This window comes from Pseudoalteromonas sp. P1-25 (assembly GCF_001401805.1).
Classification (GTDB): domain Bacteria; phylum Pseudomonadota; class Gammaproteobacteria; order Enterobacterales; family Alteromonadaceae; genus Pseudoalteromonas.
In genome coordinates this window covers 57421-73321 of sequence record NZ_LKDW01000002.1, presented here as the reverse complement: position 1 = coordinate 73321, position 15901 = coordinate 57421, and the positions used below count along the sequence as shown (strand labels likewise).

The 15901-nt window shown below is 39.7% G+C and carries 17 protein-coding genes; 9 read left to right on the top strand and 8 right to left on the bottom strand.

The genetic code is table 11. The annotated features are described in order from the left end of the window. Positions 1 to 55: 55 nt before the first annotated feature. A complete protein-coding gene (rlmE, locus tag AN393_RS01930; RefSeq protein ID WP_004587345.1) occupies positions 56 to 685 on the bottom strand; it encodes a 23S rRNA (uridine(2552)-2'-O)-methyltransferase RlmE in 630 nt (209 codons plus the stop codon). 88 nt (positions 686 to 773) lie between these two features. Here rlmE and yhbY point away from each other — a divergent pair, with 88 nt between their 5' ends. Beyond that, complete coding sequence (gene yhbY / locus AN393_RS01925; protein ID WP_004587346.1) at positions 774 to 1070, top strand: ribosome assembly RNA-binding protein YhbY; 297 nt, start codon at positions 774 to 776, stop codon at positions 1068 to 1070. Positions 1071 to 1206: 136 nt separating this feature from the next. On the opposite strand, the gene AN393_RS01920 is transcribed toward yhbY, so the two are convergent. Further along, complete coding sequence (locus tag AN393_RS01920) at positions 1207 to 2352, bottom strand: serine hydrolase (protein ID WP_055014058.1); 1146 nt, start codon at positions 2350 to 2352, stop codon at positions 1207 to 1209. Positions 2353 to 2467: 115 nt separating this feature from the next. Here AN393_RS01920 and AN393_RS01915 point away from each other — a divergent pair, with 115 nt between their 5' ends. From AN393_RS01915 to AN393_RS01890, 6 genes are all read left to right on the top strand, one after another. Beyond that, a complete protein-coding gene (locus AN393_RS01915; protein ID WP_055014059.1) occupies positions 2468 to 3271 on the top strand; it encodes a hypothetical protein in 804 nt (267 codons plus the stop codon). Between the two features lie 87 nt (positions 3272 to 3358). After that, positions 3359 to 4216: a MipA/OmpV family protein gene (locus AN393_RS01910; protein WP_055014060.1), complete on the top strand. Its 858-nt coding sequence runs from the start codon at positions 3359 to 3361 to the stop codon at positions 4214 to 4216. Then, positions 4206 to 4589, top strand: a complete 384-nt coding sequence (locus AN393_RS01905) for a DUF3019 domain-containing protein (RefSeq protein WP_055014061.1) — start codon at positions 4206 to 4208, stop codon at positions 4587 to 4589. Before AN393_RS01910 ends, AN393_RS01905 begins: the two co-directional genes overlap by 11 nt. Positions 4590 to 4606: 17 nt before the next feature. Further along, positions 4607 to 5314 carry a response regulator transcription factor gene (locus tag AN393_RS01900; protein WP_055014062.1) on the top strand — a complete coding sequence of 236 codons (708 nt, stop codon included), beginning with the start codon at positions 4607 to 4609 and terminating at the stop codon, positions 5312 to 5314. Positions 5315 to 5328: 14 nt separating this feature from the next. Continuing rightward, the gene (locus AN393_RS01895) at positions 5329 to 6621 is read left to right on the top strand and encodes a HAMP domain-containing sensor histidine kinase (protein WP_055017166.1); all 1293 of its coding nucleotides are present in this window, start codon (positions 5329 to 5331) and stop codon (positions 6619 to 6621) included. Between the two features lie 471 nt (positions 6622 to 7092). Beyond that, positions 7093 to 8445 (top strand): sodium-dependent transporter, encoded by a 1353-nt coding sequence (locus AN393_RS01890; RefSeq protein ID WP_055014064.1) that lies wholly within the window; start codon positions 7093 to 7095, stop codon positions 8443 to 8445. Between the two features lie 101 nt (positions 8446 to 8546). Here the strand turns inward: AN393_RS01890 and AN393_RS01885 are convergent, their stop codons facing one another. Both AN393_RS01885 and AN393_RS01880 read right to left on the bottom strand, forming a co-directional pair. Next, the gene (locus tag AN393_RS01885) at positions 8547 to 8996 is read right to left on the bottom strand and encodes a GNAT family N-acetyltransferase (protein ID WP_055017165.1); all 450 of its coding nucleotides are present in this window, start codon (positions 8994 to 8996) and stop codon (positions 8547 to 8549) included. A 59-nt stretch (positions 8997 to 9055) separates the two neighbouring features. After that, positions 9056 to 9799: a sporulation protein gene (locus AN393_RS01880; RefSeq protein ID WP_055014066.1), complete on the bottom strand. Its 744-nt coding sequence runs from the start codon at positions 9797 to 9799 to the stop codon at positions 9056 to 9058. A 266-nt stretch (positions 9800 to 10065) separates the two neighbouring features. Here AN393_RS01880 and AN393_RS01875 point away from each other — a divergent pair, with 266 nt between their 5' ends. After that, positions 10066 to 11640 (top strand): cation:proton antiporter family protein, encoded by a 1575-nt coding sequence (locus tag AN393_RS01875; protein WP_055014067.1) that lies wholly within the window; start codon positions 10066 to 10068, stop codon positions 11638 to 11640. Positions 11641 to 12044: 404 nt separating this feature from the next. After that, a complete protein-coding gene (locus tag AN393_RS01870; RefSeq protein WP_055017164.1) occupies positions 12045 to 12269 on the top strand; it encodes a DUF3820 family protein in 225 nt (74 codons plus the stop codon). 309 nt (positions 12270 to 12578) lie between these two features. On the opposite strand, the gene AN393_RS01865 is transcribed toward AN393_RS01870, so the two are convergent. From AN393_RS01865 to AN393_RS01850, 4 genes are read right to left on the bottom strand one after another with little or no spacing between them, the layout of a single operon-like run. Further along, positions 12579 to 13826: an ATP-binding protein gene (locus AN393_RS01865; RefSeq protein ID WP_055014069.1), complete on the bottom strand. Its 1248-nt coding sequence runs from the start codon at positions 13824 to 13826 to the stop codon at positions 12579 to 12581. Between the two features lie 23 nt (positions 13827 to 13849). After that, on the bottom strand, positions 13850 to 14542 hold the full coding sequence (locus AN393_RS01860) for a response regulator transcription factor (RefSeq protein ID WP_055014070.1): 693 nt from the start codon (positions 14540 to 14542) through the stop codon (positions 13850 to 13852). Between the two features lie 14 nt (positions 14543 to 14556). Beyond that, entirely contained in the window at positions 14557 to 14937 is a 381-nt protein-coding gene (locus AN393_RS01855) for a DUF3019 domain-containing protein (protein WP_171042066.1), read from the bottom strand. Position 14938: 1 nt separating this feature from the next. Next, positions 14939 to 15754: a MipA/OmpV family protein gene (locus tag AN393_RS01850; RefSeq protein WP_055014071.1), complete on the bottom strand. Its 816-nt coding sequence runs from the start codon at positions 15752 to 15754 to the stop codon at positions 14939 to 14941. Positions 15755 to 15901: the final 147 nt, after the last annotated feature.

The window sequence follows — 15901 nt, the reverse complement described above, 5'->3', positions numbered from 1 at the left end:
GGTTAACCTCTTGTATCCAATTAATTTAAATTCAACTAAACGCCAAGCAACTGTACTACAGTTTGTAGCCGGTCGCTACTATATATACTTCCCGAGAACGGGCACGTGAGGCATCAGGTTTGCGTATTTTCACTGCTTTAAAACTATTACGAACGTCTTGCAAGTATTGATCAAAGCCTTCACCTTGAAACACTTTAACAACAAATGCACCGTTTTTCTTTAATACTTGATGACACATATCAAGTGCTAATTCTACCAAATACATGCTACCCGCTTGATCTACCGAGTTATTCCCACTCATATTTGGTGCCATGTCAGAGAGTACCACATCAACATTTTTACCATCAATGCGTTTTAACAATGCATCAAGTACGGCTTCTTCACGAAAATCGCCTTGTAAAAAGTCGACCCCCGCAAGTGAGTCCATGGGTAATATGTCACACGCAACAACCTGACCTTTATCAGATACTTTCTCGGCTAAGTATTGTGACCAGCTGCCAGGTGCAGCACCTAAATCAACAACGGTCATACCAGGGCGAAGCAGTTTATCTTTATTTTGGATCTCATCTAATTTGAAAACAGCTCGAGAACGCCAGCCTTTTTTTTGCGCTTGCTGAACATATTGATCATCAAAATGTTCTTTCAGCCATCGCTTTGAACTGGCTGAATGTTTTTTATTTGTCATAAATTAACACGCAACTAATTAGTAATATTCTTTAGATGGCGTTAGAATACCCTTAATTCAAGCCATATTCAGCAAAATTTGTATAAACATGACATTATCAAACAAACAAAAGCAGTTTTTAAAAGGCCAGGCGCATAGCCTTAAGCCTGTAGTTTTACTAGGTTCTAACGGTTTAACCGAGGGCGTAGTCGTTGAAATTCAAAGTGCATTAGAGATTCACGAATTGATTAAAGTAAAAGTACCTACTGACGATCGTGAAACAAAAGCACTTATTTTTGATGCAATTGTTCGTGAAACCGGCGCTACTAAGCTACAAACAATAGGTCACACTGTTGTATTGTATCGTCAAAGTGCAGAAAAAAAGATTCAATTACCACGTGCATAAGTTAATTGTGCAGTGAGCTTTTTATAAAAAAACCAGCATTAAGCTGGTTTTTTTATTATAGGTGCTTAATTATACTTTTTACTTTTAAAAAATAAATTTAAAAGTACGGCTCTGTTTAAGCAATTTTAGGCCTGTGTTATTTAGTGCGTTTGTATTTTAATAAACGGTCTAAAAATTCAGTGGTTAATTCATTTATAACGCCGGTTTCCGCGTTTACAATCAAGCTAAACCCCACATTTAAATGCGGTATAACAACCAAATCACTACGATAACCTTGCACCCAACCACTATGATAGTACAGCGTTTCATCATTATAGTTATAAATACGCCAGCCTAAACCATAATAAGCTTGTTCTAATTTCCTTTTCCATACGCGTCTATAACGTTCTTTTTTTGTAAGTGTAAAAGGGCGTGCTTGTGTAGCAAGTGCTTCTAAAGAAAGTACATCTAGGTTTTGCCCTAATTGCGCTTTCAACCATTTTGCCATATCGGTTGCGCTTGCATTTACGCCCGCAGCAGGGCCAACTTTATAATAGTTTTTTTTCAACTTGGCTGTGTACCAACGTTTTTTTCCTCTAACGTGCGGCAATGCATAATTTTTATCCTGCACCATTGCATCATAGCCTAAGCTGGTGTCGTTCATTTTTAATGGTGTAAAAATCCCCTCTTCCAGCCACTGATCATATTTTTTATTGGTACTGCGATAAATTACATCATCAATTAAACTAAACATCACATTCTGATACCCATAGCATTGGCCGGGTTCGCAAATGGGCTTTACTGTTAATAGCTTTTCGACAATATCGGGGTAACTCATTCTTGATTCGATTAAATTGTCATATGCATTAGGGACCAAACCGCTGGAGTGGCTTAATAAGTGAAACACTTTTAAATTGTCTTTATAAACAGTGTCTTTAAAGGCAGGTATATACTCGCTTACCGGTTTAAATAAATCGATTACCCCTTCACTTGCAAGCTTTGCAGTTAAGGACCCAGCAAAGGTTTTTGACACCGAAGCCAACCTAAAGCGGGTGTGGCGATTAACCTGAGTACCACTTCCTGCCTTAGTGCGGCCCATGGTGTGAATATAATCAGCGTTACCAATACTCACTATAGAGAGCGCAGCGCCAGGTATACCTTTACTGTTAAGTTTTTTTTCTGCGTAGCGTCCATACTGTTTTACGAATCCATCCCAGTTTGAGTCTGCTTTAGCTATTGCCTTAAGCGGAAGAGATAGACAAATAGCGACCCAAACATACATAAAATTAGTGAGATACTTCATTCGTTACAAATTTATTCTTTTTTAACTACATCTATGAGCATAATATCATGAAGTTTTAGTGGGACTAACGTACAATGTTGCGATTATTGGCTTTTTAAGTGGATGTTAAGTAGTTATGCGTTTTATAGTTGTATCACTTTTTATATTATTATCAGCAGGTTGTGCAATTACCAAACAGCCGGCCGAGCCTTTGGCTTTACCGTTAAAGCCAACATTAAAGAGCGAAACTTACCAGCTTGAGTATAAAACAGAGCACGCATCGCCAAAAGTTAAGTCTGTACAGTTACCGGCGCACAAAGTAACACGCGGCCAAACAGTGCGTATTACAACAGATAAAGCAAGCGTAACAGACACACTATTAAAACAAATAACACAAGCCTTAAACGATAAAGGCTTAGAGGTGACTAATAATAAAAGCAGTGATTACACGCTCGCTATTCATCAGTTAGACCTAGCATTTACTGACGATACCAAATATGCGTTAACCCAGCCTGAAAACCCTTACCCTTTATTTGCAAAAGTAGCGCAGCAATACCCTACTCAGCAATGCGCCACCATACTCGCGCAAGTAAGTATGCGCATTACGCACCGTGCTTCAGGCGATGTGGTATGGTTTGCAAAATCATCAATAGACAGCGCAAGCTTCCACCGTGAGCCTTTATTGTTTAGCTTTGCCCAAGAGCAAAAAATTACTAATGAGTTAGAAGTCGCAACATTTGTACATCAGCAAAATACCGAGCAAGCCCGTATAGCGCGCGCAGGTAAAGAAGTAACTGTACCGCCTTTTAAAACCATTACTAAATTAAGCAGCTTAACTAAATTACAAGGTCCATGTACGCGTACCGAAGTGAGCGCCTTAACACCTATGATGCAATATTACTTAAGCAGTATTTTAATTGACAAAATAAAAGTGCAATAACGTAAAAAACTACATTTTTTTACAGATTCAAGGATTCACTTACTAATATACTACGTTTAATAACACATAATAATTAGGTCCCCAGGGATGAAAATCGCTTTCTTACAGCATACTTTAATTAATAGCGTATTGCTTTGCGCCAGTTTTTTGAGCTTTCAAAGCCAGGCAAGCAATCGATACTATGCTGATAACACGCTAGAGCCTACCCAAGGTTTTGCGTGGGATTGGAGCGCTGGGGCTGGTTATTATGTAGAAGACTCTTACCTAATTGGCCTTGACTCATACGACGATGGTATTGAACTCGATTTAAGCCTGGCTATTTCCTACGAAAACTTTTACCTCGACTTTGATCATAACCAGTTAAGCGGCGGTTTAGTCGTCGGTTACAGCCTTATAGATAAATTTGATTGGGGCCTAGATATATTGGGCACTAATACACAAGCCGGATTTGACGAAAAAGGCTTAGGTTTTTACAACCACGGTGTCATAGAAGAGCTTGCGGGTATAAAATCGCGTAATTACGATTTTGATGCCGGACTTAGATTAACGCGCCGCTTTGAAAACTCGCAAATTTCGTTTGAGTTTTTACATGACATTACAGGTACACATAACGGTTGGGTATTAAACACCTTTTTTAGCCACATTTTGCCATGGCGTAATTGGGAGTTTAGATCAGGGGTGGGTATAAGCGCTTACTCGGGCAGTTTTACAAACTATTATTTTGGTATAGACGCCGACGAAACCACCGCTAATCGCCCTATTTACACCCCGAATGGCAGCACCAGCATTATGTTTGAATTTCATGCTGAGTACCCTATATCTCAAGATTGGGTATTTTTGTCTGGCTGGTTAACAACGTGGTTTTCAAAAGAAATAGACGATAGCCCTATTATTTCACAAGGGTATCAGCATAAAGCCAAGGTAGGCCTGCGTTATGTATTTTAAATGGATCTGTTTATTATTGATCTTCCCTGCTATTTCATCTGCAAAAACGACAGATAAAACAGCCCCTTTAACCGCGCTTCCAGACACCTGTGTAGCACTGCGTGAGGGCCGCAATTGCTATGCTGATATTACACTTAGTTGGCAACAGCCGACTATTGGAAACTACTGCTTACGAGACGCAACATCAAAATATATTATGCAATGTTGGTTAAAACAACAACAAGGCGTATTTGAATATACATTTGACTCCCAGCAAAGTATTTCTTTTGAACTGTTTGATAGTAATACAGCCCAAATTATTGCCACCACTGAAGTTAAACTTCAGTGGGTTTATCAAAATAGACAAAAAAAACGCCGTTGGCGCCTATTCTAATCTACTAAGGAAGCTTTATGGATAATTACGGCACTATTTTATTAGTCGAAGATGACACCTCTCTAGCTCAGTGGGTGGCAGAGTACTTAACCGAACAAGGCTATACGACCCATGTTTGCCACCGCGGTGATGAAGTTATAAGCCAGGTAAAAAACTTAAACCCTAACATTGTGCTACTCGACATTATGCTGCCAGGCCAAGACGGTATAAGTGTGTGCAGAGAGCTACGTAGTTTTTACACTGCCCCCATTATTATGTTGACCGCCCGCGATGATGAAATGGATGAAGTTATTGGCTTAGAAGTAGGGGCAAGTGATTACATCATGAAACCGGTGCGCCCTCGCGCATTATTAGCCCGTATTAAAGCAGCGCTGCGCCTGAGCAGTGAACCAACTAAAGTGCCCAATGACAGTGTGATAAAAGTCGGCGAACTCAGTATCGATACTCAATCTCGCAGTGTAACATTTAACAAGCAAGATATTACTATTTCCAGTGCTGAGTACCTGTTACTACACTATTTAGCAAATAATGCAGGCCAAGTGGTTTCAAGGGATGCAGTGTTTAAAGCAACGAAAGGCCGTGAGTATGATGGACTTGATAGAAGTGTGGATGTATTAATCTCCGCGCTTCGCAAAAAGTTTCATGATGACCCTCAAAACCCAGAAAAAATAAAAACAATTTGGGGGCGTGGTTATTTACTTGTTGCCACTGCGTGGGAAGAGTGACCGTGGCGCTTTAAATGAAAAAATTTTACATTTCACTACTCGGTAGTGCGCTACTATCTATTGTTGTATTGGGCTGGCTAATTGATGCATTTAGCCAACAAACACAAACACCCCATGATGAATTTAGCGTACAAAGCCAAATGATCAACGGCTTTAGTAAGCATTTAGCTAATGTAGCTACCTCTGAACGCGCAGCTTATGTAAAGCAACTGGCAAGCGACTTTAATGTAAAACTCGATTATAAAAGTAATGAATCTCTTGCATTAACCCCGCCCTTAATACTACAGATGCATGCCCAAAGCGGGCTTATTTTAGAAGACCAACAAGGTTTTTATATGCTCTACAGCAGTGAAGTGTTGTCGCCTTATCATCTTTCTATGCGTCTAGATAAAGGGGTTGAGGCAGATCAACGCAACGATATAATACTTACTTTGCTGTTTTATGCAGGGCTATGCGTTTTTATGGGCTTTATTATTGCCCCACTTGCCAAACGCTTAACAGTGTTAAACGAAGCGGCTAAAAAATTTGCCGCAGGTGATGTGCAAGCGAGAATAAAGGTCTCACACTTTACCTATATAAGAGACGTTGAACTTACATTTAACCGCATGGCGAGCCAAATAGAAAAGCTCGTGGCGGAGAATAAGTTAATGGCATCGAGCTTATCGCACGATATCAGAACCCCTATCGCTTGTTTACGCTTTGGCTTAGATGCCGCTTTAGAGACGGAAGACTTGCCTAAAATTCAGCAGTACCTTGGGCGTATGGAAAACGACCTTGACCATATGGAGTCGATGCTTAAAAGCTATTTAGCCTTTGCAACACTTGAGCAAAATGCCAATCAACTTACCTACTCGCAAACTCATTTATCGCACTATCTTGAGGACTTACTCACCCAGCTTTCGCCAAAAATTGAAACCAGCCACCTCAAAGTACAATTAAATAGCAGTGACGATATAGTTTTTGCTGACTTACATTGGCTTGCTCGGGCTATTAGTAATTTAATTGGCAATGCCTGCGACTTTGCAAAAGACACTATTTATGTCAGTGCAAAACGTGATGAGCATTATTTATATATTACGGTTGAAGATGATGGACCAGGCATTGCACCAGAGAACTTTAATAACGTTTTTAGCCCATTTTTTAGAGAAGAGAGCCACCGTAACCGTGCTGATAAAAGTTATGGTTTAGGCTTAGCAATCGTTGCTAAAGTGGCAGATTGGCATCACGGCAGTGTAAGTGTTAGTAAAAGTACGCGACTTAACGGGGCCTGTTTTACCCTTAAAATTGGTCAGCACCACGATACGTAAAAAAATATTTACACAACTGTATTTAGGGCTAGTTGGCCTTTTAGGGTTATAATTTGTTCTATCTAGGGGCTGTTTAATCGCGGCGCGAGGTTTGTAACCTAGTGGGCTACGTAAAAACCGAGTAACAAAGAGTAAATAGCCCCTAGGCAGAACCCTTAGGGCAGCGCCTGTTTGGCATTTATACGTCGTTATCGCCTATTTATGGGGAACAACCACACTACATAGGCTCTGCCTTGCCTAAACACCAAACAGACTGCTGCAAATTTAACCTCGAAAGGTAAACAGGCCCTAAAATTTATTACACAAAATCAACTCCTTATTCTAAACCTGTTGATAACATTAATTAAATGCATCGCGCGACAGACACATCAGACGATAATTATTGTCACAATTGGGTAAATAAGTGCTTTTTATTTATTTGCAATTCCAGTAGATTGTCAGCGCCGTCAAAAAATAGAGAAGTATAACAATATGAGCGCAGTTAGAGGTGAGTTTAGCTCTCGCTTTGGATTTATAATGGCCGCCGCAGGCTCTGCAGTAGGTTTAGGTAATATTTGGGGGTTTCCGACCCAAACAGCAAGCAATGGTGGTGCAGCTTTTTTAGTCGCTTATTTGATACTAGCGTTTTTTTTAGCATACCCCGCACTTATGGCTGAGCTTATAATTGGCCGACACGGACAAGCTAATGCGGTATCCTCTTTAACAAAAATAACATCACACACGTGGCAAAAGCGCTTTGCTTTTATTGTTGGTTTTGGCGGAATTTTATGTGCGGGCTTTATTTTAAGTTTTTATGCTATTGTGGCAGGCTGGATGCTCAGCGCTACAGTCGAGCCTATCACTACGTTGGCTGGCGCAAACGGTGCTTCAACGTGGTTAAGTGAGCAGTCACTCTCACGAAATATCTTATTTACAGTTACATTTATTATACTCACCGTGGCGATTATTAGCCGTGGCGTAGAAAACGGCATAGAAAAATGGTCTAAGCGCCTAATGCCCGCTCTTTTAGGTATTTTATTTGCCCTAATTGCCTACGTTATGACTCAAGAAGGTGCTATGCAAGGGCTAAAAGCCTATTTAGTACCTGATTTCTCATCGATATTTGATGCAAACTTACTCGTAAGTGCACTCGGTCAAGCGTTTTTCTCATTGTCGCTAGGCACCAGCGTGATGATTATTTATGGCTCGTACATTAGTCAAAAAGAAAACCTTGTTACACTGGGCGCTTATGTAACGTTAATAGATGTGTTTATCGCGTTTGTAGCGGGCCTTTTAATTATACCCGCCATGTATGTAGCACAAGCACAAGGCGTAGAAATTTTTTCATCTACTGGCACACTTCTTTCTGAAGACACATTAGTATTTCAGGTATTGCCAGCTTTATTTGATGGTATGGGCTCAGTAGGTTTATTTATTGGTTTTGCATTTTTTGCCCTAATGAGCATAGCCGCACTTACCTCTTCTATTTCAATGTTAGAGGCGCCGGTGTCGTATACTGTGGAGCGCTTTGCAATGAGCCGCCTGCAGGCAACATGGTTAATTGGTGCGCTAATAAGTGCAGTGAGCATTACCATAGTATGTAACTTAGGCAGCTTATTTGGTTTAGTGATCACCTTAACAACTAAAGTCGCTCAGCCTTTACTTGGCTTAATGTGTTGTATTTTTGTTGGCTGGATTTGGTACCGTGGCTCACTACTAAAAGCAATACAACAAGGTAACCCTGAGGTTCATAACACGCTCTTTTGGAAAATATGGCCTGTATACACAAAGTTTGTGTGCCCTATAGCTATTGGTGCTGTGTTTTTACATTCGGTGTTAAGTTAAAACGTTATTTTTAACTAACCCGAGTTCAGGTTAAGTTCTAAATTAAGTAAAGCCCACGCGTTAAGTGGGCTTTTTAATAGCTTAAATTTACTCGTAATAAATTAGCTTAGTGTATTTAACACCATATCTTGATGAGGGATGCCATCTTCTAGGTATTGCTCCCCAACTTCTGCAAACCCAAAAGAGCGATAAAATGCTAATAAATAGGTTTGTGCACCTATATAAATAGGACGCTGTGGCCACTGCTTTTTACAACATGCTATGGCCGCATTTACAAGCTCAGTAGCCCGCCCTTTACCTCGCTCACTTTTACTTACCAGTACACGGCCTATTGCACTGTACTGCTCGTTTTTTTCATAGCACCGGGCATAAGCTAATAAACTATTATCTGCAATTGCATATAAATGCTGAGTACTAAGGTTAATGTCTACGTCATCAAGCTCAGGGTAAGGACATGTTTGCTCTACTACAAATACATCAACGCGACCGCGCATTATCGTAAATAAAGTACGCGAATCAAGCGCATCAAAATGCGCACATTTAAACGACATATAAAATCCTAAAATAAAAAACCCAGCCTGAGCTGGGTTTAATTAAACTACGGCATCACTTAGGCAAACAAACGCTCTAATTGGTCACACAACTGCGATAAATTAACATGGTCGTGCTCTATGGTTAAATCAACATAACCATCGCCTCTAAATGCTCTATCCAGCTCAATTAAAACATGTGTTTTGTGTGCTTCTGGTACAAACGATAATTCAATTTCTTGAATACCAAATAAGCTGCGGCTATTGGGCTTATACTCTAACTCTTGATAACACCCCGATACCGACTGAAAAGTAGGCGCGCGTAAATGGCCTTTTTCAACATCAGCTTTTAATAAACTAAACCCTAATTTATCCATTGCTTGCATACAGGTTTTAACGGCTTCGTTAGGGTAAATATGCAAATGGTCTTTATCTGTTGGATCTAGTGCTAAATCAATATCAAGGCCCGTTTCAATCCATACATGTGATTGGTTGTAGCCGGCATTAATTTCGGTAATTGGCGTTTCTGGATGAAGGCGCGCTTCAAATGGAATACTTTTAACTTCGCCTGGCTCAACAGTGCCTATGTCGGTTATACGCCACTGATCAATCACGTGGTTAGTAAAGTATTCACCATCTTCGCCATCAACTTTAACGCGTGTCATTAAAAACAAATCAAGACCCGCGATTTCTTGAGCCACATCGCCTGCAGTTATAACGATATTAGCGTTAAAAAGTTGCCCCGGCTGAAGATGCTCAGTTTCTAAAATTGTATCTACTTTTGCAGCGCCAATACCAACCGACGCTAAAATCTTTTTAAACATATCTATCTCCTTAAGCTGAGCGGCTCAGTTTGTTGCTCAAGCTTAAACTCCTTCGTTAAGGCATCTTAACCATATTTAAAAGCCAATGTCAGTGAAAAAATGTTATTTACATGCTATTTACTATTAAATACACGCTTAATGTGCATTTTTTATACATGGCTAGACAAGTAATTGATTAAAGGCGCTCAATTTTAGGGCTATTTTTATTTTCAATGGTATAAAATTTTCGCTACACTGCAATCCCAAATGAAGTGATATTAAGAATTATGGAACTAATCTATTTTGCCGCCGCATTTGTGTGTGGATTTGGTGTTTATCAATTAAAACTTCCCCCTCTTATTGGCTTTTTACTTGCTGGTTTTGCATTAAATTTATCTGGCTATAAAAGCACCGAGCTACTCGATACCATTGCCGCCTTGGGCGTAACACTTCTTTTATTTAGTATTGGTTTAAAACTTAAAGTAAACAGCTTAATAAAGCCCCAAGTTTGGGCACCTGCAACCCTGCACATTATTTTTAGCAGTGCTTTATTTAGTGGTTTTATGTTACTCCTCGGTATTTTTGCTGTGCCTATGTTTGTTGATTTAAGCTGGCAAAGTGCGTTATTAGTTGGTTTTGCACTAAGTTTCTCGAGCACTGTATTTGCCGTAAAAGTACTTGAAGAGCGAGGCGAAATGGCAAGCCTGCACGGAAAAATAGCCATTGGCATCTTAGTTATGCAGGATATTTTTGCGGTTATATTTTTAGCCATTAGCACCGGCAAAGTACCTAATATGTGGGCACTTGTTATAATTATCTCACTTCCTTTAATACGCCCGCTTATGTATGCCGTGCTTAACCGCTCTAAACATGGAGAGCTATTACCCTTATTTGGCTTTTTCTTTGCATTGGTAGCCGGTTATAACGCATTTGATTTTGCAGGTTTAAAAGGTGATTTAGGCGCACTTATTATGGGGATGATGTTTGCACCACATAAAAAGGCGGGAGAGCTTTCTAAATCACTACTTAATTTAAAAGATATTTTGCTCGTCGGTTTTTTCTTAAGTATTGGTTTGAACGCAGAGCTTACAGCTAATTCATTAATTGTCGCGTTAATCCTTATACTTGTGCTGCCAGTTAAAACCTTACTTTATTATGTGTTTACGAATACCTTTAAGCTCAGAGCGCGCACCTCGTTACTCACTGCGTTTAGCCTTGCCAATTTTAGTGAGTTTGGCCTTATTGTGTGTGCTGTGGCAGCTTCTACGGGTATGATCACCTCAGAGTGGCTGGCCGTAATGGCTATTGCGGTGTCTATTACGTTTGTTATTGCATCGCCACTTAATAAACGCTCAAACGAGTTATACGTTAAAATTGAGCGCTGGCTATTAAAGTTTGAAAGCAAAACTCGCTTAGCTGAAGAGCTACCCGTTAATTTAAACGACACTAAAATCGTTATATTCGGTATGGGGCGTATAGGTACAGGTGCATACGAAACAATAAATGCGACTCACCCTAATGTAGTGGCGGGCATTGATATAAAACCAGAGGTGGTCGAAAAACATATTAAACGCAATCGAAAGGTACTCCTTGCTGATGCCACCGACCCTGACTTTTGGCAGCGCGTTAACCACTCCCATGTAGAAATGGTGATGTTAGCTATGCCAAAACATATGCAAAATATTTTTGCATTAGAACAATTACAAGCCTCAGGCTATAACGGTCAAGTAACAGCTATCGCCAATTACCCAGATCAGCAAAAAGAGCTCGAACAAATGGGCGTTAACTCCACCTATAACTTTTACCTAGAAGCAGGCAGTGGTTTTGCTGAGCATGTTAAGCAAGAGCTATTTGAAAAATAATACTTTAAAACTAAAAAATAGAGTAAGCAAAATAAAAAAGCCTTATTATTAATAAGGCTTTTTTATTAGTTTTTGTTTAAAAAACCATTTTATTTACATTCCTTTACATTACTTCTCTCTATCAACAAGAAAAACAGATAAACTACCGGTGTTGCTTAAATAAACGCCTTCGCACCTCTGTCAGTTAATTAGACTCCAGCTAGTTAATGTAAGGTAAGCATTTATTTATCAACATAAATTTATTCAATTAGAGGGCCTACTCCCTCATTCAATAGGCTGTTTCTTGCCCGTCACAGCCTATTTTATTTATTTTTTCTCGCCCATTTTAAAACCCAGTATTTAATGCGTTTTTAGCCAAAAAGCAGTAGTATTCCCTCCTACTTTTTATCAATGACTGACTCATTATGGATACAGCAGAACTCAAGCTCGCCATTAATACAATCATGCCCTTCGGGAAGTATGCTGGCAGGCCACTGCTTCTTTTGCCGGAGCCTTACCTAGTGTGGTTTAAACAACAAGGGTTTCCAGAAAGTAAACTCGGGGCGCAGCTGGCGATGATGTACGAGGTTAAATTAAATGGGCTTGAGCAAATGCTGATGCCTTTACTTAAAAAAATGAAAAATAATTGAGAACTTTTTTCGCGTAGCCGGGTCTATTATTTTGCTACTTGTTGATTTTGGTTTTTAACCACAAAAAGCGCCTTAGGCGCTTTTTTTATGTCTGGTATTTTTAGGTGAGTTGCTTTTATACCAATCCGTATAACTAAGTCATCTATCTTGTGGATAGACAAACGTGTTGATAGCTAGGCAAAAAATTTGCTATTTAGTTGTTCTCGGCAATTGCTTCTGCATTGCTCTACCTTCTGCATCCATGCAGTCGTAAATGAGGATTTTTTAACGTAGGTAGCGACACATCTGCCCCCACAAAATGATTAAGTATTATTGTGGGTAGGTATTAGGTAAGGTAACTATAAACTTAGCGCCACCAAGCGATGAGTCAGTGATTGAATAGTGCCCTTTATGCCACGATACAATTTTTGCCACTATTGCTAAGCCTAAACCAAAGCCCCCTGTGCTTTTATCACGGCTTTTATCTAAACGAGTAAAAGGTTTAAATACGCTTTCTCTGTCGCTTTTTAAAATTCCTTCACCGTCATCTTCCACAATAAAGTAAATTGCATCAGCCTGCGCTTTGAGTGTCACATCAACACGACTAACAGCGTACTTTAACGCATTGCCCACCAGATTTTGCATTACACGCGCAATAAAGTGTGCGTCACACTTGTACACTAGAGCCGGTGGTAACACCGCATTAAATTCTATGCCGCTTGCAAAATTTAGCTTATCAATGACCGATTTTGTTAAGGTAGCCAAGTCAACGTCGCTTGTCGCTAAACTTGGTTGCTGCGAATCAAGCCGAGCATATTCAAGCATTTCACACACAAGCGCCTCAAGTTCGCTTATATCTGCCTGCATATTAGTTAGGTAATGCTGCCCTTTTTCTGATTGCAGTGTTTCTTCTAGCATAGCTATGCCAAATTTTAATCGTGCAAGTGGCGTTCTAAACTCATGAGATACAGAGGAAGTCAGTTCTTGCTGTGCACTAAGAAGATGCTCTATGCGCTGCTGCATTACTTTTAAAGTATCAGTAACAGGTAAGAAAAACGACTTAGAAGGAGTACTTACAGTAAAGTCTTGCGAGCCATCTACCGCTTCGCACGCATGGCGTAACTTAGAAAAATCACGCCATAGTAAAAAGCTCCAAAGCCCCACAGGTAACCCTACAATAGCCAGTAACATTAAATACGGGATAACAGAGCTTTCAGGTGCTTTTAAAACGCCTACAGGGCCAATTTGAAGTAGCTTGTTATCACCAAGCTCAACATACCACACTATGCGCTGCTTTTTATCATACAGGTACAGGTAATGATTTTTATCTAATGAGGCTTGCTGCTTAAGGGGTAAAATAAGATCTTTACGGGCAATAACATGGCTTTCAAAACTGTGTTTGAGCTTATCTAATCCATCATCAGTTTGCGATAATAACCAAAGAGCTTGGCCAAACTCATCATCTAGCAGCACTTGCTGCTGCGTCTCTTCGTAAGGCCAAATTTGTTCTATAACACCACTAACAATAAATAAAGAAACAATGATATAAACATATAAACTTATAAATAGTTTGCCCATTATTCCTTGTTTACCTTCATATATTATTTTTCCCAAGCATCAGATACAAACAAGTAACCTTGTCCCCACACGGTTTTTATACGGTAAGGTTTATCACTATTATCACCTAACTTTTTGCGAATGCGTGATACACGTACATCAACAGTGCGGTCAAGCCCATCGTATTGGCGACCAATCATATGCTGATGAACCTGTTCACGGCTTAGCACTTCGCCTGCATTTGAGGCAAGTAACCATAATAGCTCAAACTCATGGGATGTAAGTACTATTTCGTTTTCATTTAACTTAACAATTCGGCTAGTTTTATCAATGACTAAATCACCAAATTGAATCTCTTCGGCCGCTTTAACTTCTGGTTGCCCGCGACGCAGTAAAGCATTTACACGCGCCAGTAAAACACGCGGCTCAGCAGGCTTTACAACATAATCATCTGCACCTAGTTCTAATCCAATCACTTGGTCAAAATCTTCACCTTTTGCAGTAAGCATTAAAATTGGCAACGAAAATTTATCACGGACTTGACGACATACGCTAAAACCGTCTTTACCTGGCAACATAATATCTAAAATCATTAAATCAGCAGCGTTATTCTCAAGATAACTAAATACTTCATCACCACGGCTCAATACATCTACTTCTAAGCCATTATGTTCAAGATAATCTTTTGTTAATTGTTGTAATCCTAGGTCATCTTCAACAAGTAAAATTTTTGGCATGAGTTGCTCCTAAATTAAAAATAGCTCCATGGAGAGCGAAGTCTGCGCCTACTTTTTTTAGCATCAGCACTTTGCACTTCAACGTGTGTTTTAGCAATTAACACACCGGTATGAGGATTGATTAAGGAGTATATGGTCTCTACCTGAACACGCGCTTTATACTTAAACTCACCAATAGCCTGCTGTTGCCAGCATTTAATAAGTTTACTTTGTTGGTACAGACATACATCGCTTGGCGATGGCTGCTGCCAATCAAACGTTAAATCGAGATCGCAAAATGCTTGCTGCTTAGACACAACGCACACTTTAGGGGAAACCTTTAAAAACGCATTTTGCGCTACAACGGGAGGGCTAAACAGAAAAACTGTAAGCACAATCAACATTAAATACTTCATATCAAAAAGTATGATCGAATCCTATAAAAGCAGTCATTGAATAGTTACGTTCAAAAAGCGGACTGCTATCCATAGCTGAATAGTCATAATATGCTACATGAAAACGAAGACTGTTAGCCTCACTTAATGGCCAACTGGCGTCGATTTTAGCATAAGGTTGCCAGCTACTACCAACGTCAATTTTACCTAATGAAGTTTCGTGTGCTTTTAAACCATAAAAGTGGCTATTTAATTCAGCCGATTTGTAGTTAACACCCAGTGTTGGTTTTAACTTTAAACGCCCTATTCTACTGTGGTACTGCCATTGTACGGCGCCACGAATACCATTATAAACATTACTTACATCGTGCAATAACTGTATCGATAGCACATGGTTTTGCTGCACATAATGATAGCTACCCCCAGCATCTAAGGCTAAATGGCGTTTATCAATATTATCGACATGTATTTTTTTAGGCTGGGGCTTGTTTTGCGCTTGCGCGAAGGCTGCCCCTCCCGTGGAAGTCGGTAAAACAAAAAGGTTATTAGGATGCCAATTAATAAAAAACCGAGACTCTGCGTTGAGTTCTGAAACAATATTAAAATGATGTTGTTGATTTTCTTTAAGTGTATAGCCTAGGCGGCCATTATCAAAAAACCAACGTTCACCATAAAAAGCAATTCGCGGTATCAAAGGAAGTGGGACATTTTTGCCGCCATGCAGTGGGTTGGTAATAACACCCACGCCAGCGCTAAGACTTACATGCCATTGCTTAACAGTAATATGTTGCTGCGCATATTTTTGCTCACTATTAGCCTGTGACGCTTGGCTGGGCAAACAAACGAAGCAAACAACAAAGTAAAAAATATAAACTAAAGGTTTTAGCCGCATTAAACTAATCTGAGTGAGTAAAAATAAGTAAGTGACTCATACTAGCAAGGTAAGCACAAATGTGCGCCACCTGATTACAATCATTCACAAATT